Genomic DNA, 21763 nt, shown 5'->3' with positions numbered 1-21763 from the left:
AGCATGGTATTTAGTCTGCTTAGGGCCAATAATGTGGGGAAAATATGAGTTATTTTGGCACAGATGGTATTCGTGGTGAGTTTGGTCAGTTTCCGATCACTCCTCAGTTTGCATTACAACTTGGCTTTGCAGCAGGCAAAGTATTAAAAAATCTTCGGCCAAATAAAAAACCCATTGTGGTTATGGGAAAAGATACTCGATTATCGGGCTATATTTTAGAGTCCGCCTTGCAAGCTGGTCTTAACGCTGCAGGTGTGTACGTCCATTTATTGGGCCCATTACCTACACCCGCTATTGCACATTTAACTCGAGCATTACACGCCGATGCAGGGATCGTTATTTCTGCATCGCATAATCCATATTTTGATAATGGTATTAAATTTTTCTCAGGTGAAGGCAAGAAGCTGTCAAATGAATTGCAACAAGCAATTAATGCTGAGCTTGCCAATGAACTGTTTATTGAAGACAGTGCAAATTTAGGTAAGAGTGTTCGAGTCAAAGACGCCAATGGACGCTATATCGAGTTCTGTAAATCCACTTTCCCATATCACTATGACCTACGTAATCTAAAGATTGTCGTTGATTGTGCAAATGGTGCTGCGTATAACGTTGGGCCTGCTGTATTTCGTGAGCTTGGTGCCAAAGTTATTGCACTGCATCATGAGCCAGATGGTTTAAACATCAACAAAGATTGTGGTTCTACACACCCTGAAGATTTGCAAAAAGCAGTTGTAGAACATCAAGCAGACTTAGGGATTGCCTTTGATGGCGATGCTGACCGAGTTATTTTAGTTGATCGCATGGGGCAGTTGGTTACAGGTGACCATATCTTGTATATCTTAGCGACCCAAGCTGAGAAAAAGCCAGCAGGGATTGTTGGGACTGTCATGAGTAATATGGCTTTGGAGTTGGCTCTGGCGAAGGCAGAGGTACCTTTTGTACGTGCTAAAGTTGGTGATCGCTATGTATTACAAGCGCTTGAAGAAAATGGTTGGAACACAGGTGGTGAACCTTCAGGTCATGTCTTAACACTTGATAAGAGTACCACTGGCGATGCGATTATTGCTGCGTTACAAGTATTGACGGTCATGGTAGAACAACAAAAAACACTTGATCAACTGTTGCAAGGCTTTGAACTATTCCCTCAATTATTGGTCAATGTGCGACTTGATCAAATGATTGATCCTTTTGCGGTTCCTGCGCTTGTGGCCGAGTTTGATCAAGCCGAAGAAAAAATGCAGGGTCGTGGACGAATTTTAATTCGTAAATCTGGCACTGAGCCTGTGATTCGCGTTATGGTTGAAGGTAATGACTTAGAAGAAGTCACCAATCTTGCAAACCATTTGGCTGACCAGATTCGTCTACATGCCAAAGCTGCTTAGGATGTCGTTATGAGTGATACTATTCAAGACTTAAGTGAATTACGTTTGAGTTATCAAAAGGGCGAGTTATTGGAAAGCCAAGTTGATAGCATACCTCATGAACAATTTTTACTTTGGTTTAATCAAGCGCTTGAAGCAAAGCTACATGAACCCTATGCGATGTATTTAGCAACTGCCGATGCGCAGGGTCGTCCCCATGTGCGTACAGTATTATTACGTGGTGCGACAGATGCGGGTTATGATTTTTATACCAATTATGATAGTCAAAAAGGTTTAGACCTCGCGGCGAACCCATGCGCTGAACTTTTGTTTTACTGGCCAGAGTTAGAGCGGCAGGTGCGCATTTTTGGCCGTGTTGAAAAAATTTCACAAGAAGAGTCAACAGATTATTATCATAAGCGTCCACGAGATAGCCAAATTGCTGCTCATATCAGTACGCCACAAAGCGGTGTGATTGCGAGTCGTGAATTACTTGAGCAACGTTTTTCGCTACTGCAAACAGAGCTTGGACAAGCCGAAGCAAACAAGCCAGAGTTTTGGGGCGGCTATCGTGTGGTGGCAGAGTATTTTGAGTTTTGGCAAGGGCGACCAAATCGCTTACATGACCGATTAAGTTATCAACTTGTTGACGGTCATTGGCAATTACAACGACTTATGCCTTAAATGTCGAAACTGCGTATTTTACAACGACCTTATTTGAGCTCCCCTGATCAACTTCAGGGGGTGCCTAGTTTTCTTGCAAAAATATTAGCTGCACGTGGTATTCAATCTGAACATGAGCTTGAGTTAAAGCTGAAGCATTTGTTGACCTCAGAAATGAAAGATTTGACTACAGCAGTACAATTAATAGATCAAGCAATTGAACAGCAAGAAAAAATTGTTATCATTGGTGATTATGATGCTGATGGTGCGACAAGTACGGCCTTGATGTTATTGGCCTTGAGGGCAATGGGAGCACAGGTTGATTATTTAGTTCCTGATCGCTTCAAGTATGGTTATGGACTGACTCCTGCGATTGCTGATTTAGCTTTTCATCGGTTTCAGCCTGATCTGCTGATTACTGTGGACAATGGTATTTCAAGTCACGAAGGTGTAGATCAAGCACATGCTTTAGGCATGAGGGTCATTATTACTGATCACCATTTGACGACGAAAGAACCACCTGCTGCTGAAGCAGTCGTAAATCCGAATCAATTGGGTTGCCCATTTCCAAGCAAAGCTTTAGCCGGTGTTGGCGTTGCTTTTTATCTATTAGCTAAACTGAGTCGTCAGCGTGAACAACAAGGGAAATTGAGTGTAAAAATGGCTCAATATCTTGATTTGGTCGCGTTAGGTACATATGCAGATGTCGCAAGTTTAGACTATAACAACCGAATTTTAGTTGATGCTGGCGTGCAACGCATTCGTCAACAACAGTGTCGTATAGGGATTTCTGCATTACTTGATGTTGCCAACCGTGATGCTACTCAACTGCAAGCTGAAGATCTTGGGTTTGTCTTGGGGCCACGGATTAATGCAGCTGGGCGTATGGAAACTATGGATATCGGTATTGAATGTCTACTAGCAACAACGCCTACTCAAGCATATGCGTTGGCACAACAACTCAATCAATTAAACTTAGACCGTCGGCAAGTTGAAACACAGATTAAGCAAGAAGCGTTAACAGCATTGGCTCAGGTGAAGCTTGATCAAGATAATTTACCTGCTGCTTTAGTTATGTATGAAGAACATTGGCATCAAGGTGTCATTGGTATTGTTGCTGGCCGTTTAAAAGAGCAGTTTCATCGCCCTGCGATCGTTTTTGCTGCAGATCAAGATGGTATTCATATCAAAGGCTCAGCACGCTCTATTGAGGGTATACATATTCGTGATGCGATTGAGCGTATCGCAGAACAGCATCCAAATTTAGTGCGTTATTTTGGTGGCCATGCAGCTGCTGCAGGTCTAACCATCAATAAAAATGATTTTTTGGCATTTCAACAAGCATTTAACCAGTTGATTGCTGAAATGGATGAAGATATTTTCCAAGCCATTTTGTGGACGGATGGAGAATTACCTGAAGATGCCATACAACTGAGTACAGTGGATCAAATTGAACAGCTTGGACCTTGGGGGCATCAGTTTCCTGCACCAGTATTCCATGGGCAGTTTTATATTGATGAGTATCGTTGGTTGAAAGATGTACATCTTAAACTTTGGTTGCGCTTAAACAATGGTGAACGGATAGAGGCAATTGCTTTTTCCGCCAAAGATAAGTTTGACTTTGATTTAACTCAGTCACAAGTCAATCTGGTGTATCGTCTAGACCGCAATGTATTCAACGGTCGAGCCAGTGTACAGTTGCAGGTCTTGCATTTGCAGCATGAAACAATCGCTTCATGAAGCTCAAAAAAACCGCTCATTTGAGCGGTTTTTTATACAGTTATAGAATCTAAAAATTAGAAACGGTAAGCTGCGCGAACTGAGTAAGTATTGTCGTTGTCACCGAAACCAGCACGACCTTCTAAGCTAACATTTTGGTTGAAGAATTTCTTCGCAGAAACGCCCCACTCATCAGCTTTAGTTAAGTCGTTGTTGTAGTAGTCAACACCAACACTCAAAGTTTTATCAAGATAGAGGTCACTGCGTACGCTGTACTCATCTAGGTCACCAAATGCACCAGCAGCTTCAAAGTTCATGTCATAGTTACCAACTTGAGTAACGTATTTTGCACGTACAGTTGGGTCAGCACCATCTGTTTTCTTACGATAATTACCTTGGTCTAACTTTTGTTCATAACCAGTTACACCAAGAGCAAGTAATAAACCTGGTGTTGGAAGATAACCCACTTCAGCACCATAAGTTGCTACACGGTTTTTGTAGTCAATTTTGTTAATTTTAGTTTCGTCACGACCTGCATGACCACTTACGTAGAAGTCAGTACCAGGAACGAAGTATTCAATACCAGCATTGAAGTTTGTATCTTTAGTGCCTTTATTATCACCATAACGTAAATCGGCATTTACATTGCTTGCGCGGTCAAGGAATGCTGCTTCGTTTAATGGTGAGTTGCGAGTTTGAACAGGTTTGAAATAATAAGTACCGTCAACTGCAAAATTATGTGTGTCGTTACCTTGATCACGGTCAGTATAACTATACGAACCGCCAACTTCAGCTTGGTAAGCTTGAGCCGAAACAGAGAATACACTTGCTGAAACAATTGCAGTGAGAATGGCTAATTTTTTCATGGCTTTCCCCCAAGGAGAGTCAATTAAGAGATAAAAACATTTTTTGTTACAACTTCAGTCTAATGAAAATTGAAAATACGTCAATCACTGTAATGTTCAAAATGAAGATTTTCATTCAATTATTAAAAAAATACTAATTTAACTATATGAAAATTATGATTTATTTTTAAATGTTATTTTTTTATTAACATTATGGACATAAGATGTGTTTTACAATTTTATACCTTACATTTTAAAACTGTATGAAAAAAGGAAATGTTGTTTAAAAAAACCTAGAAAAAACTTCAATAAATTATTGCCTTACATGGTCTTTAGTTTTTATTCATCGTTAAATTTTTTTGCTAAAAAATTATACGACGCTAACGTGTATGGATGTGTGTACTGATATGTTAAAATCGCGGCGTTTATTGATTTACAAGGATTCAAGGCGTGGAAATTAATCCCTATCTAAACCAATTAAAAGATTTGAACGACCGTGGTCAAACACTACGGGGGTATCTTTGACTACGATCTAAAGAAAGAGCGTTTAGAAGAAGTCCTTCGTGAGTTAGAAGATCCTGCGATTTGGAATGATCAAAGTCGTGCCCAAGCCATGGCGAAAGAAAAAGGCGAGTTAGAAAACGTTTTAAACGTATTAGATCAGCTAACTGAGCAGTTAGATGATGCTCAAGCGATGCTTGATTTAGCTGTTGAAGCAGATGATGAAAGCTTACTTGTTGAAGTACAAACAGAATTAGATGCAGCAGAAAAAGATCTGGCTGGACTCGAATTTCGCCGTATGTTTAATCATCCTATGGACCCTAATCCTTGCTTTGTTGAAATTCAAGCAGGTTCTGGTGGGACAGAGGCGCAAGACTGGGCATCAATGTTGTTGCGTATGTATTTGCGTTGGATCGAACGACATGGCTTTAAAGGTGAGCTGATGGAAGTTTCAGATGGTGATGTTGCGGGTATTAAGTCTGCAACGATCCGTGTTGAAGGTGAGTTCGCCTATGGCTGGTTACGTACAGAAACAGGTGTTCATCGTTTAGTTCGTAAATCACCATTCGACTCAGGCAACCGACGCCATACCTCATTCTCAGCTGTATTTATTTCACCTGAGGTGGATGACAATATTGAGGTTGAAATCAATCCATCAGATGTACGTACAGATACTTACCGTGCATCAGGTGCAGGTGGTCAGCACATCAACAAAACCGATTCTGCAGTACGTTTGACACATACTCCAACAGGTATCGTGGTGGCATGTCAGAACCAACGTTCACAACATGCTAACCGAGATCAAGCTTGGAAACAGTTGCGTGCTAAACTATACGAATTGGAAATGTCAAAACGAAATGAAGCAGCACAGGCATTAGAAGATTCTAAGTCTGACATTGGTTGGGGCAGTCAAATCCGTTCTTATGTACTTGATGATTCACGTATTAAAGATTTACGTACTGGTGTAGAAAACTCCAATACGGGTGCGGTACTAGATGGTGATCTCGATCGATTTATAGAGGCCAGCTTAAAGCAGGGCGTTTAAGCCAAAGTACAGATAAAACTTGTACATTGCTACAAAATGTCAGCAGCTGAAAGATAAGTTGTGAGTCTCATTGAGGAGTGACAAGTTTTGTCTGTAATTGAACATCATACAATGGATATCGATTTAATTTTTAAAGCGCTTTCCAACCCACTGCGACGTCAAGTGTTGCAGTGGTTAAAGCATCCCAAACAGTATGTCCTCACAGAAGAAGGACAAGATTTTAGTCGTGGTATTTGTGCTGGACATATAGAACGTCTAGGCAATGTATCTCAATCGACAATGTCAAACCACTTATCTGTATTACAACAAGCCGGTTTAGTCTCTGTACAAAAACATGGGCAATGGTGTTATTTTTCACGTAATGATGAATTGATTCAACAGTATATCCAACATATACAACAGACTTTATAAACTGAGTAAATAATTGAGGGAGTTTATCCGTTAAATGCTTGGTTTCAGTCTATATGCTTTGATATATTGCGTTAATCAGAACTCAGACAGGGCGCAGGCTTGACTACCCCAATTTGGTATAACCTTGCATTATTGTTAATTAAGCCTTTGTACCAATGGCGTATTAAGAAACGTGCAACCCATTTAGAACAATACCAAGCAGAATGTCTTGAACGTTTTGGGCCATTTCAGCCAGCTTTAAATACCGCATCTATTTGGTTTCATGCTGTTTCAGTAGGAGAAACTAATGCGGCACAACCTTTGATTGAGCATTATTTAAAACTTGGTCATGCTGTTCTCGTCACCAATACGACTAAAACAGGTCAAGCGCGTAGCAAAGCCTTATTTGCTCAAGCAGAATATGCCCAACTGTTTCAAGCGGTTTATTTGCCTGCCGATCAGAAACAGATTGTTCGAGCTTTTTTTGCCAAGTACCAACCTAAAATTTTATTGTTAGTTGAAACAGAATTGTGGCCTAATTTAATTGATCAGGCGAATCAGTTTGCAGTTCCTAGTTTATTGATTAACGCTCGTCTTTCAGAAAAATCAGCCCAAGCTTATGCCAAAGTTCCATCTTTGACCCAGCCAATGTTACAGGGTCTGAGTCAAATCTTGGCGCAAGATCAAGCGACTCAACAGCGCTTTAATGATTTGGGTGCTAATCTTAATAACAATAAGGTGGTGGGGAGCATCAAATATGATATTCAAGCCCCCGCAGGTCTAGCAGAACAGGTCGTCAAACTACTCCTTGACTGGCAGTTGGCTGAACGTAAAGTCATGACTATAGCAAGTACTCATGCACCTGAAGAACAACAGTTATTAACCTTACTCAAAGCGAAATTAGAACAAAACCCAGACTATGTTTGCATTGTTGTACCTCGTCACCCTGAACGATTTGATACAATTTTTAACCTATGCCAAAGTTTACAGCTAGAAACACAGCGTCGAAGTTTGGGGCAGCGTATTGAAGCGCATACACAGGTTTACTTGGCTGACTCTATGGGAGAGTTATGGCTGTGGTACGCTTTAAGTCAGGTGTGTTTTGTGGGGGGATCTTTAAATGAACCAGGTGGTGGGCACAATATTTTAGAGCCGTTGGTCCTTAATGTTGCAACAGTAATAGGGCCCAATTATTTTAACTTTCAAAGTATTGTCGACGAGTTTATAGAAGCTAAGGCCATTTTATTGGGTCAAGATGCCGAGCAGGTTGTACAGCAACTATTAGCATGTATAGAAAATCCAGATTTAGCAGAACAGTTGAATACGGATGCCCAACATGTATTGATGCGTAATCGTGGATCTTTACAACAACATATCGATGTGATTGATAAATATTTGGCGGATTGTGATCAGTAATGAATATTGTATTATTGCCAGCTGAACACTGTCAGGCAGCACCATGGGTTATCGATGATCCACGCCAACTTCAACATATTAAACAACATCTAGCAGCAGTTCCTGGTGACACACTCAAGGTGGGTATACGCGCGGGACAACGCTATTTAACCCAAATTGTTGCGATGTCTGAGCATCGTATTGAATTACAGCCAATCAGTAGTCAACCACCAGCAGCAAAACTCCCCATCACTTTGATTGTGGCTATGCCACGGCCCAAAGTACTGCGTCGTTTGATTATGGACAGCGTCAGTTTAGGTGTAGAAAAAATTGTGTTATTGCATAGTTATCGTGTAGATAAAAGCTATTGGCAGAGCCCATTGCTACTACAGTTAGATGATTATGTTACGCTGGGTTTGGAACAAGCCGGGGATACCATTGCGCCCCAAATTGAGATTTTTAAGCGATTCAAGCCGTTTGTTGAAGATGTGTTGCCTAGTTATGTGAGTGCTGAACGCCCTGCATTTGTGGCGCACCCTTATGCAGAACAAACCATGCCTTTTGCTTGTAATCATGGATGTACCGTGATTATTGGTCCCGAAGGTGGATTTATTCCATACGAAATTGAATTATTAGAAAAAAATGGTGTGCAAGCAGTGAGCTTAGGGCAACGTATTTTACGTACTGAAACTGCGATTTCTTATATTTTAGGGCGTTTAATGAGCCAATTTTAACTTAACAGCTTGCTTGAATCATTCAAGCAAGCTGCCCAGCATTTATTCATCTTTAGAGGCAGCAGTGAGGCTGTTATCACCACGATAAACTTTGACTTCCTGTACAGGGTAGGGGATAGAAATTTTTTCTTGGTGGAAAGCTTCAACCACACGTTCTTGAATTTGACTGATAGACGCTGAGGTTGAGGTTTCTTGGGTATTGACCCACCAAGTTACACTGAGCTTAACTGAGAAATCACCAAGACTACTGACGTTTACACTAAAACTCGGTGTCGTAAGGATTGTCTGTTCTCGGTCTAAAATCGATGAAATAATTTGTTTGGCTTTTTGCACATCATCTTCATAACCAATCCCAACACTAAACTCACAACGTCTTTGCCTATAGGCTGTACTCACGATGACGGCACTGGTATACACAGTCGCATTTGGAATCACAACTCGTCGGCCATCTGGTGAACGTAAGAACGTTGCGCGGACTTGAATGTCTTCAACAGTACCTTCCATGCTATTGACAATAATCGTATCGCCGATGCGAAAGGGTTCACCCAGTAGGATCAAAATACCAGATAGCATATTTTGAAAAATATCTTTGAAGGCAAAACCAATGGCAACAGAACCAATCCCTAAAGCACTCATCAATTGAGCAGGAGTAAATCCTGGGATAGCGATCACCATCGCAATAAGAAAACCAAAGAAAACGATGAGTGTACTGCCAATACGGTTGAGTACGAGCACGAGGTTTTGTCGTGTGTATGAGCGGTTGGCAATCGTTTTACTGATAAAAAGTTTAAAGAGTTTCGAGAGCAGCCAAAATATTAAAAGGACAATAATGGCAATAATAATATAAGGTACCCGCTGCCAAAAACTATCCATTATTTTATCAATAATAGAGTAAGCATCATTATATTTAGCTGTTTGAGCAATTACGGTTTGAGCTGTTTTTTCACCGGCATTTTGTAGTAGTTGTGCGGTATTTTCACCCACCGTACTCAATTTATCTGTTTGAGTAGTCACGTTATTTTCCATTGAAAATGAGTTGATATTTTGCCTTAAAAGTAGATTGCTTAGATATCTGAATTTATCTTATTTAACATATTCGTCGAGTTTTGTAAGTATCTCGATGAAAAAACTGACATTGGCGAAGTGCAGAGGATATGATAAAAATATTGAACAAATAGTCAGCGATTTCTATCCCTGAAACGCATAATTTGGGGTATGGTAATAGCGTCATCGTCAGAAAAAAAGTAACAGAGGCATGTACGATTAACCTTCTCATGATGAGATAAAACAACAAGGAAGAGTCGAATGAATCAAATTTATCCAGTATCTGAAGACTTCGCTAAAACTGCGCGTACCAATGAACAACAGTACTTTGAGCGTTACCAGCAATCTATTGAACATCCGAATGAGTTTTGGGCCGATGCAGCGATGAAGTTGGATTGGATCAAGCCTTTTACTCAGGTCAAAAATACCTGTTATGACAAGGATGATTTTAAAATAGAGTGGTTTGCCGATGGCCAGTTAAATGTAAGTGCCAATTGTTTAGATCGTCATTTAAAAGAACATCCGCATAAGCCAGCGATCATCTGGGAAGGTGACCATCCATCACGACACAAGATTATTTCATTTGAAGAATTACACGACGAAGTTTGCCGTTTTGCCAATGTATTAAAAAAACATGGAATTCATAAAGGCGATCGGGTGGTGTTATATATGCCCATGACCTCAGAAGCTGCAATTGCGATGTTGGCCTGTACCCGTATCGGGGCAGTGCATTGTGTAGTATTCGGAGGGTTTTCACCCGATGCTTTGGCCAGTCGTATCGAAGACTGTCAGGCAAAATTGGTGGTGACAGCAGATTCAGGCATGCGTGGCGGGAAGCCGATTCCCTTAAAGGCCAATGTTGATGCTGCATTGGCAATCGAAGGGACAGAGACTGCTGCAACTGTGATTGTGGTTCACCGTACAGGAAACCCGATTGAGATGAAAGCTGGGCGTGATTTGTGGTATCACATGGAAATTATGACGGTAAATGATATTTGCCCAGCAGAACCCATGAATGCCGAAGATCCTCTCTTTATTCTCTATACCTCAGGCTCTACAGGAAAACCGAAAGGCGTGCTGCATAGCACAGCAGGCTATTTAACTTATGCCAACACTACGTTTAGAGAAGTTTTTGATATAAAACAAGATGATGTGTTTTGGTGTACTGCTGATGTCGGCTGGATTACTGGGCATTCTTACGTGATTTATGGCCCACTGTCCAATGGTACAACGACCGTGATGTTTGAAGGTGTACCTCAATACCCAACTTGGGCGCGTACAGGGCATATTGTTGATAAACATAATGTCAGTATCTTATACACTGCCCCAACTGCGATACGCGCGATGATGCGAGAGGGCGATCAATTTGTACGAGAAAGTGATCGAAGCAGTCTGCGTTTATTAGGCTCAGTGGGTGAGCCAATCAATCCAGAAGCATGGCATTGGTACTATAGTGTGGTGGGAGAGTGCCGTTGTCCGATTGTTGATACATGGTGGCAGACTGAAACAGGTGGCATTTTAATTTCACCTTTACCTGGGGCGACAGCACTTAAGCCCGGTTCTGCAACGCGGCCATTTTTTGGAATTCAACCGGCATTGCTCGATGAGCAAGGCCATGAACTCGAAGGAGAAGCTGAGGGTAATCTGGTTATTAAAGACTCTTGGCCAGGGCAAATGCGCAGTATTTGGGGGGATGCAGAACGCTTTATTGAAACATATTTTAGTGCTTATCCTGGTTATTACTTTGCAGGTGATGGTGCACGCCGTGACCGTGATGGTTATTACTGGATTACAGGCCGAGTTGATGATGTACTCAATGTCTCAGGCCACCGTTTAGGTACAGCTGAAGTTGAAAGTGCTTTAGTGGCGCATGAGGCAGTGGCTGAAGCAGCCGTAGTGGGGATGCCACATGAAATTAAGGGGCAAGGTATTTGTGCCTATGTCACTTTACAAGCTGATGTCGTTGCCACTGAAGACTTGCGTCATGAGTTGTATGGATGGGTACGCAAGGTACTCGGACCTGTTGCAACACCTGATGCAATTTATTGGGCACCTGCATTACCGAAAACGCGATCGGGTAAAATTATGCGTCGTATACTGAGGAAGATTGTCGCCAATGAGCTCGATAGTTTGGGAGATACCTCAACGTTGGCTGAACCACAAGTGGTTGATCAGCTGATTGCGGAAGTACAGGCCAGATCATCTTCAGCGCCGTGAACGAATAAGCACATGATGATAATTTTAAAGCTAAACCACCTATAGTGATAGGCGGTTTAGCTTGGTGGTTTGAATTTATATATTTGATTTTTATTAATTTATTTTAAAAAATTATAAAAATAACTGAGATATTATTTTAGAAATAAAGCAATTTTATAAAAGAATACTATATTAATTTAATACAAAAGATTGGAACAATAATGATTGATCATATTGAAATAAAAGTGAAAAACTTAAACTTAAGTTTTATATTTTACAAAGAAATATTGGCCAGTATTGACTATCATTTGATCAAAACGAGAAAGGAAAATGAGCGCGTGACTGCCTATGGATTTGGTCGAGATACCCGAGTTTATTTCTGGATAGCTCAGGGCACTCAAGAAATAATATCAAAAGCGCATATTGCTTTTGCTGTAAATTCTCAGGTTATGGTTGATAATTTTTATAAAATAGCACTACTAAATAAAGCGATAAGTAATGGTGAACCAGGGTTTAGGAAACACTATAATAATCACTATTATGCTGCATATATTATTGATTTAGATAAGAATAATATGGAGGTAGTATGCCGTCTTTAGCAGTATCAATCTTCAAAGAAATTGATCAATAATCACATATAATAGTGTGGAGCTCATAACAATGAGTATGATATTTTTAATCTTCATATATATTGCAAAAAAAATAAGTCCAATAGAAATTGTGGCTGGTATTGGGTTTTTATTTAATTCAGTGATAAAGAGATAACTCGACATTGCTATAAAAATGGATGTTGGAAGATTTTTTTCTATATTTTCTATCAACTTTATATTTATTTTATTTTTTAATAATGAAGGAATTATTCTTACGATAATGCTAATTATAAATAGCATCAAAACACCAATTAATATTTTTGTATTCATGTTCTTAATTTTAAAATAAGATAGTTTAAAATGATTGCAGGGATCCAGAATAGGCTTGGATTAATCAGTTTAATTAAGGCTATATTGAGTAAAAATAGCAGTATAAATAAATATTTTTTATCATTACTCAAGCTGGATCTAATATTTAATAGACTTAGGGTTAAGAGGGTAGAAGATATGGGGAATGAAATATTCAGTAAATAAATTATATTTTGCGGAATTAGGTATGATAATGTTTGACCGATCAACGTTGAGACAATCCATGTTGAGAAAACATATACTCTAATTTTAAAGTGAGTTTGATAGTCATCTTCAATTTTTTCGATAGCAAATGATTCGTCTGACAATAGGTGTGCATATAAAATCAGTTTCTGATGATTTTCTACTTGAGGCGTATTTACTAGAGTCATTGGTATGTATCTGATATTCATGCTTAATATAATAATAAAAGCAGTGATATAACCAACACTTAAAAAATCATCTTGGTAATAACCTAAGAATATAAACTGACCACTACCTGTGAATCCTAAAGCGCTAAAAAGAAGTACTGCTAAAAAATTAAATCCATGCTGTCCAGCAAGAATCCCGAATAAAACGCCTATTGGCATTAGTGCCAGACAAACAGGAAAACAACGTTTTAATATTTTATTTTTATTCATCATATCTTTAAGAGGCTATTCTATACATGGACAACCAATACTTTTATTTCTTGGAATTTTATTGATGGGTTGCCCTATTAAAAAATCATCTTTATTATTTTTTACAACAGTATTAGGACAGATTATGTCTAAGTGATACTGGGTATAAGGGGTTAAACCAAGACCAAAATGGATTGCCCCATTGGTGTTGCCAAAAGTTTCATTCATGGCGTGATTACCTTCTAAGATCTTATTTGAGGTATTCACTCCAAATCCTATTTCCCATAAAATTTTATATCTAGAATCAACTTCAAACATACTCATCAAAATTCGATACGCATTAGGGCATTTGCCCGTAGGATCTGATATTTCAACTATAGTGCCATGTTCGACTTTGGCGATAATAGGGTGATTTTTTATTTCACTTAACCCCAAAAAAAGTCTTTTTTGATCTGATCTTAAGAAGCTTGGGGTACCATTGTGTAGTACAGGAGTGCCTTTTAAAGCAATTGTTCCATTAAAATTAAGTCGTAAGCTTTCATCAAACTCTTGAATCCTTAATGGTAAAACACTGATTTCTCCTGCTGGTGCGAGTTGCTGCTCTCCATATCCAAGATGGCCTGCTTGTTCACTCCAGAGGTAGCTTTCATTCAAATGATCAAATTTGGCAAAGGTATGATGAATAGGGTCAATAAATTCTAAATATTCTGAGTTTTCACCGATATAAAAAAAGCGATCAGCAAATTTTTGTTGTTCATTTGGATCTGTGTTCTCTATGACTCTTAAAAAATGATTGATAGAGCTAATGTCTGTTGGCGTTGAATTACATGCCATCGCAATCAACTTTCTTTTTTTTCCAATATGCTGTTGTAGCGGAGATTGAAAAAAGACATCAGGAGATATGACGAGTACATGAGATTTTTCAGGAATATCATTGTTTAATATATCTTCAAATTTATCCGATTCTTTATATATAATTATTTTGCTTTCAACGTAATTGCTATCATCGGTAATTTTAATTTTATCTTTAAGTGAATCATTGGTAATTATGCAAAAAAAATCATTATTAGGATTTGAAAAGGTTTTGATGAGGTTTGGTCTTATATTTAAAATTTCCATAAATTATCACCATGTTTAAAAGAATAATAATTAGCATACCATTTGAAATGATATGCTAATTTTAAATCAATGAAGATTTAATTATCCTAATAATGTGCCAAGATATTCAGCATTTTTTTTACGGTTTTTCATAACCATAACTCCTGTTTTAATTATATTGAAAACTATTTATAAGTAATGCGATTAACCTAGCAGAGTGCCTAAGTATTCAGCATTTTTTTTACGATTTTTCATAACTATAACTCCGTTTAATTTGCCAATCTAATATTTGGCCTGATTATTCTGCCACAATAACTTTTGTATTGATCTATTTTTAACAAAAACTAAAATGTAAAAATAATTTAGAACAATAAACTATATTTTAAAATCTATATTTTATCTGATTACATCAAGCTAACTGTGAAGTTAAACTTATTCGTCTAAATCAGTTAAGTTAAAGCTGATATATCATTCGTTTTTTAATAAATTGTAAATTAGTGTAATTGAAGTAACTCAATTAGCGATGTCGAGAGAATATTGTATTTTTCCCAACAGACTTCAAGATTAAATAGAGAGAATAGACAGTATAAAAAAAAGAATATAAATTTAACTTACACAATAAAGAGATTTAAATTTTGAAAATTTATCAAGTTGATGCTTTTAGTTCACAAGTTTTTGCAGGTAATGCCGCTGCTGTAATTATTTTAGATGATTGGCTTAATGATGAAGTCATGCAAAAAATTGCAATGGAAAACAATTTATCAGAGACCAGTTTTTCAAAAAAAATAGATGATAATAATTATGAAATTAGATGGTTTTCACCTGTCAAAGAAGTCCAGTTTTGTGGTTATGGCACATTGGCAACAAGCTTTATTATTTTTAAAGAGAACCCTCAATTAACTCGTATAATTTTTAAAGTAAAAGGATTGGGTAATTTCTACATTCGAAAAGGTCATGATGATCGGATTATCATGGATCTGCCGATACAACCTCCAACTTTAGTGGAGACAATCCCTGAAGATTTGAAGAATTCACTCAATCAAGATTTTTCAGCAGTTTCCGTATATGCCAACGATCAGGCATATATTGTGGTATATCCAGATCCTGAAAGTGTTTTGGCAGAGCAACCTAATTTTCAATTAATTAAAAATTTAGGTGGAAAAAGGGTTGCGATTACTGCATTAAATAATTTTAAAAACGATGATTTTAATCATATTGATATTATTTCAAGATACTTCACGCCTTCAATGGGTATTGATGAAGATCCTGTCACCGGATCACTGCATACCTCATTAATACCACTCTGGCAGCCCATGATTGATAAGAAAGTCATTGCTGCTTATCAAGCGTCAAAAAGAGGTGGGATACTGTATTGTGAATTATTAGAAAATAATAGAATTGAAATTACAGGGCATTGTAAATTGTATTTAGAAGGAAAAATTTATATTTAAAATTATTTCTCAGAGCGAATAATTATTATGAATTAATGCTCTCGAAAAATATAGTTTCACTCATTTGAAGGATAACCTAAGCATGCAGAGGAGGCGTATACTGAAACGATTGGAGGAATAATTATGTCTGCTGTTGACCAGTCTAAAGACTACGTTGAATATGGTACACGGCCTTTTCGTGCAATTTTACTGTCTTTATTTTTAGCTGGTTTTGCAATATTTTCCTCCTTGTACTGCGTCCAACCGATGATGCCATTTTTGGCTAAGTTTTTTCATGTCAGTGCAACACAAAGTAGCTTTCCGTTGTCTTTTTCTACCAGTGCACTTGCACTGGGAGTTTTATTTGCAGGTGTCATTTCTGATCGTTATGGCCGTAAGAATATAATGGTATTTGCCTTATTTTCGACAGCCTTATTGCTTTTATTGAGTGTGGCTTTTCCCCGCTGGGAAATTTTTTTAGCAACACGACTTGTGCTCGGCATGGCAGTCAGTGGGGTAGCCTCAGTTGCGATGACTTATATCGGTGAAGAAATTTCTCAGAAAGATGTAGGCTTTGCTATGGGCTTATATATATCAGGTACTGCTATTGGTGGTATGAGTGGTCGTTTGATTGCTGGGGTATTGCTGGACTTCACCACATGGCAGATCGCAACGTTATTGATCGGTGTGATTAATATAGCGATCGCAACTATATTTTACTTGGCACTTCCTGCTTCACGGCATTTCGTTGCAACACGTCTGAGTCCATATTTACTGAAGAAAGCTTTTCAAAACACCTTAGCTGACCGTCGTTTGGGTTTGCTCTTTTTACAAGGTTTCATTTTGATGGGCTGCTTTGTCAGCGTATTTAATTATATGAGCTATCATCTGCTTGAGCAGCCGATTGCATTATCACAAACTTGGATTGGTTTAATTTCAGTTGCTTATTTATCGGGAATATATAGTTCACCGCGTGCTGCAGCATGGAGTCGTAAATATGGCCGTGACCGTGTGATTTTTTATATGCTGTTGGCGATGTTACTTGGCTTATGGGTGATGCGATCAGAAATACTTGTTTTCATTTTGCTTGGCTTAGTGATTTTCACTTTTTCTTTTTTTGCAGCCCATTCAACAGCAAGTAGTTGGGTTTCGGTACAAGCTCTTCAGTATCGAGCTGTTGCAGCATCTCTTTATCTGTTTTGTTATTATCTGGGTTCGAGTTTGCTGGGAAGTGCGAGTGGCTTGGTCTGGGAACAGTGGGGCTGGTTAGGCATCCAGTTTGAAATAAGTATATTTTTACTTATTGGACTCTACGCGGCCTATCATTTAAGACAGCCACAGCAAGCTTAAGTACATCATGTACCTTGCATATCCAGTTAAAAAAATCCAAAAGTCTGAATATGATTTTAAGTTAAGTCTCTTTAGTTAGACTTAAATTTTTATTAATGGCTTCTCTTGAGTTTCCCAATTCACTTCTAAGTTGACTCATGGTTAACAGCATATGTTTTGAACAAATAATTCAAGCTGTTTTTTGATCAATTTTTGTTACTTTTGTGTCTGTTTATATAACTAAATATATTTAATTTTAAGAGCCCTTTTGGGCTTTTTTTAGTGCATTTGTTAAGTTACGTAAGAGTTACACTGCTCAGACAGTACGCCAGCCATACTCTTTAGAATATTTAAATTAAAGTAATGATTAGTTTTAATATTTATAAAAAATAAGAATTTTTGTTTTACTTTACATACGGAAATAAATTTTATTTAATACACACAAATAAAGCCAACTAGTTCACGCTTTATTTAATTTATGCAAAAAAATGTCCAATTAAAGTATGGGAATATATAAATGAAAATTTCTTTTTTAGTCGCAGCATCAACTCTATTTACAGCTGGTTTAGTTCAAGCAGCGCCGACTGTAAATGGCGGGACAGTTCACTTTAAAGGTGAATTTGTCAATGCTGCTTGTGCAGTGAGTTCAGATACTGCGAACCAAACTGTAGATCTTGGTCAACATCGTACAGCTAAAATTACTAAAGCAGGTGATTATACTTCGAATGTACCATTCCAAATTAAGCTAGTTGATTGTGACACTGAAGTATCTAAAACTGCTCAATTTGCATTCTCTGGTCCACAAGATTCAACTGATACAACATTATTAAAAATTCATTCAGGTCCTTCAGCTAACGCTGTAACTGCGACTGGTGTTGGTGTTGAAATTTCTGACAGCAAAGGTGGAATTTTAACTCCAGACGGTACAGTTCTTTCTGCTGCTCAAACATTAATTGATGGTAACAACACATTCAACTTCGTTGCTCGTTATAAAGCAACAGCTGCTGCTGCAACTGCAGGTCAAGCTTATGCAGATGCTAACTTTGTAATTACTTATAATTAATTGATTGTCTGGTGCTTCTATTCAATATAGGAGTACCATTTTTATTTTTTTAGAACTAATTTTGATCAACTTTAAATTGGAATTCAAAATGATGTTGCATGTATTTTCGAAGTTTATTATAAAAATTATAGTCGCATCTGCACTGTTAGTGAATATCTCATATGCTGCTGGTGGTATTGCCTTAGGTGCTACCCGATTGATTTATGATCAAGATAAAAAGCAAGCATCTATGCCTGTTGTGAACAGTACAACTGATAAAAGATTTTTAATTAACTCTTGGGTCGAAGATGCATCATCAAAAAAAATAAATACAGTCATCGTTACTCCACCTATGTTTGTTAGTGAGGCTAAATCTGAAAGCTCATTACGTATTATTAACACCAATCAAAACTTAGCACGTGATCGAGAAACGCTTTACTATTTAAATGTGCAAGCAATTCCATCGGTGAGTAAAGAAGAATTAGAACAAACTAATGTACTGCAATTGGCGATATTGTCGCGAATTAAGATGATGGTACGTCCACCGAATTTATCCATCCGTGTTGAGGATGCACCTGGTTTATTAACAACTTCTGTTAGTAATAATAAAATCTTCATTAAAAATCCAACACCATATTTTATGACAATTGCCAATTTGTCTGTCGATAATCAAAAACAAATTACTTTCATGCTTGACCCTTTTTCGGAAAAAGCTTTAGACCACTTTGGTCGTGAAATTAAATTCCAAACGATTAATGACTATGGTGCATTTACTGAAGAAAGAAAAATAACCATTCAATAGAAATGAAGAGTAACAAGTATGGTAAAGCTAAATTTTTCAGGAAAGACACTTTATTTAAATACGATTCTTTGCTCTCTTCTTTTATCTGGCAACTTAGTACATGCACGAGAGTATTTTAATCCTGCATTATTATTAAATACTGAAGGTTCTCAGGTTGCCGATTTATCTAATTTTGAACAAGGTTTCCAGTTACCAGGAAATTATCGAGTAAATGTTTACGTTAATGATAATTTTGCTGTTACCAAAGAACTAAACTTCAATCAGGCTGAAAAAAGTGATTCAGTTTCTGGTGGCTTAGTACCGTGTATAGACAGTAAGTGGTTACTGTCATTAGGTGTCAAAGTTTATGATTTACCTGAAGCAGAAAGTCTAAAAGATAAAAGCTGTTTGGACATAAAACAATATATTCCAGAAGCTGCTGTAGTTTATAATTTTAATTTGCAACGTCTTGATATTAGTATTCCTCAAATTTGGATGAAGAATAATGCACAAGGCTATATTCCTCCATCTGAATGGGATTCAGGGATAACTGCTGCATATTTGAATTACAATTTAAATGGGAATGTGACTGATAAGAGCGATAATATTTTTGTATCGTTAAATTCTGGATTTAATATTGCAGGTTTTAGATTTAAAAATCTTTCAACTTATAATTATTTTAATCATCGTGACGAGAATTCACATCGCTCAGAATGGAATAATGTTCAAAATTTTGTGGAAAAATCAATTATTCCATTAAAAAGTGAGCTGGTCATAGGTGACAGTAATGTTCAAAATATGATTTTTGACAGTGTTGGTTTCCGGGGTGCTCGTTTATACAGTTCTGAGGCAATGTTGCCAAGTAGCATGCAAGGTTATGCACCTGTAGTCCGTGGTATTGCAAACAGCAAAAGTATCATTACTATTCGTCAAAATGGTTATATCGTTTATCAAACTAATGTCAATCCTGGGCCATTTGAAATTAATGATTTAACTGCAATGGCTTTGAGTGGTGATTTAGATGTAACGGTTGAGGAAAGTGCTGGTGCTAAACAGCATTTTATCGTGCCTTACTCTGGGATCCCTATGTTACTGCGTGAAGGAAGGACCGTTTTTGATATTACAGCGGGTGAATTCCGAAGTGGTAATAAGGATCAAGACAATCCTTTATTTTTTCAAGGAACGCTCAGTCGTGGTTTAGGTTCTGGTGTTACTCTCTTTGGTGGAACACAAATCGCTTCTAAATATCAAGCTGCCTTGCTAGGTGTTGGTAAAAACATGGGGGAGTGGGGAGCTTTTTCCTTTGATATGACCCATGCCAACAGTACTTTAGCAAATGATCAAGATTACAAAGGTCAGTCTTATCGTTTACTTTATTCTAAATCTTTAAATCAGATTGGTACGACATTACAGCTTTTAGGCTATCGCTATTCAACTAAAGGTTTTTATACCTTGAATGATGTTGCATATAAGTCAATGGAGCAATTTGAACCTGAAGAGAAATTTGATGATTTTGGTAATAGTTATTATGACCCAAGCTCATATTACAATTTAAACTATACCAAAAAAGGTCGTTTCCAATTAAGTATCAACCAAAACTTAGGTCAATATGGTTCTTTGTACGCTTCTGCAAATTATCAGTCTTATTGGAATGCACCAAAAACAGCGAAGAATTATCAAATAGGTTACTCTAACGCGCTTAAATATTTTACCTATTCATTATCTTGGTCGATGCAAGATTCACCAAATATTTATAATGAAAAAAATAACTCTATTGCTGCCAGTATTGCCATCCCTTTAAATGCATTTTTTGGTAGTCGAGATCGAGTACGCAACGATATTTACAGTAACTCTAGTTTTGTACGGAACTCAACGGGTAGTAATTCGATACAAACTGGTATTAATGGTTCTTTGGGTGAAGATCGCCAATTTAGCTATAACATTCAACAAGGCCATAATAATGATACTGGTGGATTTGGTATGGCTTCAGCACGTTTAGAAACAAAATATGGTAGTGCAGGGGCGAGTTATAGCTTTGCCGATGGAGGAAAAGAAAAGAGCTTTAACTATGATCTTGCTGGTGGTCTGATTATTCACTCTGGTGGTGTAACTTTTGGTCAAACTTTAGGTGATACCAACGTATTGGTTGATGCTCAAGGTGCAAAAGATGTAAAACTTGAAAACTCGACGAATATTCATACAGATTCAAGAGGTTATGCAATTTTACCTTTTGCTGAAAATTACCGTTTAAATCGTATCGCTTTAGAAGCGGATAGCTTGAATGATCAAACTGAGATTTTAACCAACGTACAAAATCTAGTTCCGATGAAAGGTGCAATTGTACGCGCTAAGTTTGATACGCGTATTGGACAAAGAGCATTGATCACGATTAAGCATCTTGGTGAATATGTTCCATATGGTTCAACGATTACTGAGGAAGAGCAGAATGTTACAAGCATTGTAGGGCAAGAAGGTCAAACGTACTTAAGTGGTTTGAAAGAAAAGGGCACACTTAAAATTTCTTGGGGCACATCTGAAAATGAAAGCTGTAATGCAGCATATGCATTTACTCAGCAGACTTCAGATGCCGGTATTACAACACTTGAATTAAATTGCCAATAGGAAAAATAAG

At 37.7% G+C, this 21763-nt stretch carries 19 protein-coding genes; 14 read left to right on the top strand and 5 right to left on the bottom strand.

Features of this window, described 5'->3' with window-relative positions:
* The first annotated feature begins 44 nt into the window (after positions 1-44).
* From glmM to recJ, 3 genes are read left to right on the top strand one after another with little or no spacing between them, the layout of a single operon-like run.
* Entirely contained in the window at positions 45-1382 is a 1338-nt protein-coding gene (gene glmM, locus Aru01_RS07770) for a phosphoglucosamine mutase (RefSeq protein ID WP_016654650.1), read from the top strand.
* Between the two features lie 9 nt (positions 1383-1391).
* Positions 1392-2045 carry a pyridoxamine 5'-phosphate oxidase gene (gene pdxH, locus Aru01_RS07765; protein ID WP_016654651.1) on the top strand — a complete coding sequence of 218 codons (654 nt, stop codon included), beginning with the start codon at positions 1392-1394 and terminating at the stop codon, positions 2043-2045.
* The gene (gene recJ / locus Aru01_RS07760; protein ID WP_016654652.1) at positions 2046-3764 is read left to right on the top strand and encodes a single-stranded-DNA-specific exonuclease RecJ; all 1719 of its coding nucleotides are present in this window, start codon (positions 2046-2048) and stop codon (positions 3762-3764) included.
* A 56-nt stretch (positions 3765-3820) separates the two neighbouring features.
* On the opposite strand, the gene Aru01_RS07755 is transcribed toward recJ, so the two are convergent.
* Entirely contained in the window at positions 3821-4609 is a 789-nt protein-coding gene (locus tag Aru01_RS07755) for a putative porin (RefSeq protein WP_016654653.1), read from the bottom strand.
* Positions 4610-5038: 429 nt separating this feature from the next.
* Between Aru01_RS07755 and prfB the strand changes: the two genes are divergently transcribed.
* The 4 genes from prfB (at position 5039) to Aru01_RS07735 (ending at position 8653) form a co-directional block, all read left to right on the top strand.
* Positions 5039-6134, top strand: a protein-coding gene (gene prfB, locus Aru01_RS07750) for a peptide chain release factor 2 (RefSeq protein ID WP_155757909.1) whose coding sequence is annotated in 2 segments (ribosomal slippage) — positions 5039-5110 and positions 5112-6134 — 1095 coding nt in all. Because the reading frame shifts where the segments join, the coding sequence is not laid out codon by codon here.
* 111 nt (positions 6135-6245) lie between these two features.
* On the top strand, positions 6246-6545 hold the full coding sequence (locus Aru01_RS07745) for an ArsR/SmtB family transcription factor (RefSeq protein WP_040330961.1): 300 nt from the start codon (positions 6246-6248) through the stop codon (positions 6543-6545).
* A 99-nt stretch (positions 6546-6644) separates the two neighbouring features.
* The gene (locus Aru01_RS07740) at positions 6645-7940 is read left to right on the top strand and encodes a 3-deoxy-D-manno-octulosonic acid transferase (protein WP_016654656.1); all 1296 of its coding nucleotides are present in this window, start codon (positions 6645-6647) and stop codon (positions 7938-7940) included.
* A complete protein-coding gene (locus tag Aru01_RS07735) occupies positions 7940-8653 on the top strand; it encodes a 16S rRNA (uracil(1498)-N(3))-methyltransferase (protein ID WP_016654657.1) in 714 nt (237 codons plus the stop codon). The genes Aru01_RS07740 and Aru01_RS07735 overlap by 1 nt, the downstream gene beginning before the upstream one ends.
* Positions 8654-8695: 42 nt before the next feature.
* On the opposite strand, the gene Aru01_RS07730 is transcribed toward Aru01_RS07735, so the two are convergent.
* Positions 8696-9679, bottom strand: coding sequence for a mechanosensitive ion channel family protein (locus Aru01_RS07730; protein WP_016654658.1), 984 nt, complete (start codon positions 9677-9679; stop codon positions 8696-8698).
* A gap of 279 nt (positions 9680-9958) precedes the next feature.
* Here Aru01_RS07730 and acs point away from each other — a divergent pair, with 279 nt between their 5' ends.
* Both acs and Aru01_RS07720 read left to right on the top strand, forming a co-directional pair.
* The gene (gene acs / locus Aru01_RS07725; RefSeq protein WP_016654659.1) at positions 9959-11914 is read left to right on the top strand and encodes an acetate--CoA ligase; all 1956 of its coding nucleotides are present in this window, start codon (positions 9959-9961) and stop codon (positions 11912-11914) included.
* 200 nt (positions 11915-12114) lie between these two features.
* Positions 12115-12492 (top strand): VOC family protein, encoded by a 378-nt coding sequence (locus Aru01_RS07720; RefSeq protein WP_016654660.1) that lies wholly within the window; start codon positions 12115-12117, stop codon positions 12490-12492.
* A 12-nt stretch (positions 12493-12504) separates the two neighbouring features.
* On the opposite strand, the gene Aru01_RS18850 is transcribed toward Aru01_RS07720, so the two are convergent.
* Genes Aru01_RS18850 through Aru01_RS07705 form a run of 3 tightly spaced genes read right to left on the bottom strand, consistent with a single transcriptional unit; the run spans position 12505 to position 14570 of the window.
* Positions 12505-12813, bottom strand: coding sequence for an AzlD domain-containing protein (locus tag Aru01_RS18850; RefSeq protein ID WP_016654661.1), 309 nt, complete (start codon positions 12811-12813; stop codon positions 12505-12507).
* A complete protein-coding gene (locus Aru01_RS07710) occupies positions 12810-13475 on the bottom strand; it encodes an AzlC family ABC transporter permease (RefSeq protein WP_016654662.1) in 666 nt (221 codons plus the stop codon). Before Aru01_RS07710 ends, Aru01_RS18850 begins: the two co-directional genes overlap by 4 nt.
* 12 nt (positions 13476-13487) lie before the next feature.
* Positions 13488-14570, bottom strand: coding sequence for a hypothetical protein (locus Aru01_RS07705; RefSeq protein WP_016654663.1), 1083 nt, complete (start codon positions 14568-14570; stop codon positions 13488-13490).
* Between the two features lie 614 nt (positions 14571-15184).
* Here Aru01_RS07705 and Aru01_RS07700 point away from each other — a divergent pair.
* The 5 genes from Aru01_RS07700 (at position 15185) to Aru01_RS07680 (ending at position 21753) form a co-directional block, all read left to right on the top strand.
* Positions 15185-16000, top strand: a complete 816-nt coding sequence (locus Aru01_RS07700; RefSeq protein ID WP_016654664.1) for a PhzF family phenazine biosynthesis protein — start codon at positions 15185-15187, stop codon at positions 15998-16000.
* Positions 16001-16123: 123 nt separating this feature from the next.
* Complete coding sequence (locus Aru01_RS07695) at positions 16124-17329, top strand: MFS transporter (RefSeq protein WP_016654665.1); 1206 nt, start codon at positions 16124-16126, stop codon at positions 17327-17329.
* 496 nt (positions 17330-17825) lie between these two features.
* Positions 17826-18371: a type 1 fimbrial major subunit FimA gene (fimA, locus tag Aru01_RS07690; RefSeq protein WP_016654666.1), complete on the top strand. Its 546-nt coding sequence runs from the start codon at positions 17826-17828 to the stop codon at positions 18369-18371.
* An 88-nt stretch (positions 18372-18459) separates the two neighbouring features.
* A complete protein-coding gene (locus Aru01_RS07685; RefSeq protein ID WP_016654667.1) occupies positions 18460-19152 on the top strand; it encodes a fimbria/pilus periplasmic chaperone in 693 nt (230 codons plus the stop codon).
* An 18-nt stretch (positions 19153-19170) separates the two neighbouring features.
* Entirely contained in the window at positions 19171-21753 is a 2583-nt protein-coding gene (locus Aru01_RS07680; RefSeq protein ID WP_016654668.1) for a fimbria/pilus outer membrane usher protein, read from the top strand.
* Positions 21754-21763: the final 10 nt, after the last annotated feature.

Origin of the sequence: Acinetobacter rudis (genome assembly GCF_000829675.1) — a bacterium.
Classification (GTDB): domain Bacteria; phylum Pseudomonadota; class Gammaproteobacteria; order Pseudomonadales; family Moraxellaceae; genus Acinetobacter; species Acinetobacter rudis.
Note: the sequence above shows the minus strand (reverse complement) of the source record. Positions and strands in the feature narration are given on the sequence as shown.

What these genes read in the sequence shown, in the direction of transcription:
- Aru01_RS07710 (WP_016654662.1), bottom strand. Translation starts at nt 13,475, where the DNA reads ATGATGAATAAAAATAAAATATTAAAACGTTGTTTTCCTGTTTGTCTG.
- Aru01_RS07705 (WP_016654663.1), bottom strand. Translation starts at nt 14,570, where the DNA reads ATGGAAATTTTAAATATAAGACCAAACCTCATCAAAACCTTTTCAAAT.
- Aru01_RS07735 (WP_016654657.1), top strand. Translation starts at nt 7,940, where the DNA reads ATGAATATTGTATTATTGCCAGCTGAACACTGTCAGGCAGCACCATGG.
- Aru01_RS07720 (WP_016654660.1), top strand. Translation starts at nt 12,115, where the DNA reads ATGATTGATCATATTGAAATAAAAGTGAAAAACTTAAACTTAAGTTTT.
- Aru01_RS07755 (WP_016654653.1), bottom strand. Translation starts at nt 4,609, where the DNA reads ATGAAAAAATTAGCCATTCTCACTGCAATTGTTTCAGCAAGTGTATTC.
- Aru01_RS07745 (WP_040330961.1), top strand. Translation starts at nt 6,246, where the DNA reads ATGGATATCGATTTAATTTTTAAAGCGCTTTCCAACCCACTGCGACGT.
- Aru01_RS07730 (WP_016654658.1), bottom strand. Translation starts at nt 9,679, where the DNA reads ATGGAAAATAACGTGACTACTCAAACAGATAAATTGAGTACGGTGGGT.
- Aru01_RS07695 (WP_016654665.1), top strand. Translation starts at nt 16,124, where the DNA reads ATGTCTGCTGTTGACCAGTCTAAAGACTACGTTGAATATGGTACACGG.
- Aru01_RS07680 (WP_016654668.1), top strand. Translation starts at nt 19,171, where the DNA reads ATGGTAAAGCTAAATTTTTCAGGAAAGACACTTTATTTAAATACGATT.
- acs (WP_016654659.1), top strand. Translation starts at nt 9,959, where the DNA reads ATGAATCAAATTTATCCAGTATCTGAAGACTTCGCTAAAACTGCGCGT.
- pdxH (WP_016654651.1), top strand. Translation starts at nt 1,392, where the DNA reads ATGAGTGATACTATTCAAGACTTAAGTGAATTACGTTTGAGTTATCAA.
- glmM (WP_016654650.1), top strand. Translation starts at nt 45, where the DNA reads ATGAGTTATTTTGGCACAGATGGTATTCGTGGTGAGTTTGGTCAGTTT.
- Aru01_RS07685 (WP_016654667.1), top strand. Translation starts at nt 18,460, where the DNA reads ATGATGTTGCATGTATTTTCGAAGTTTATTATAAAAATTATAGTCGCA.
- fimA (WP_016654666.1), top strand. Translation starts at nt 17,826, where the DNA reads ATGAAAATTTCTTTTTTAGTCGCAGCATCAACTCTATTTACAGCTGGT.
- recJ (WP_016654652.1), top strand. Translation starts at nt 2,046, where the DNA reads ATGTCGAAACTGCGTATTTTACAACGACCTTATTTGAGCTCCCCTGAT.
- Aru01_RS18850 (WP_016654661.1), bottom strand. Translation starts at nt 12,813, where the DNA reads ATGAATACAAAAATATTAATTGGTGTTTTGATGCTATTTATAATTAGC.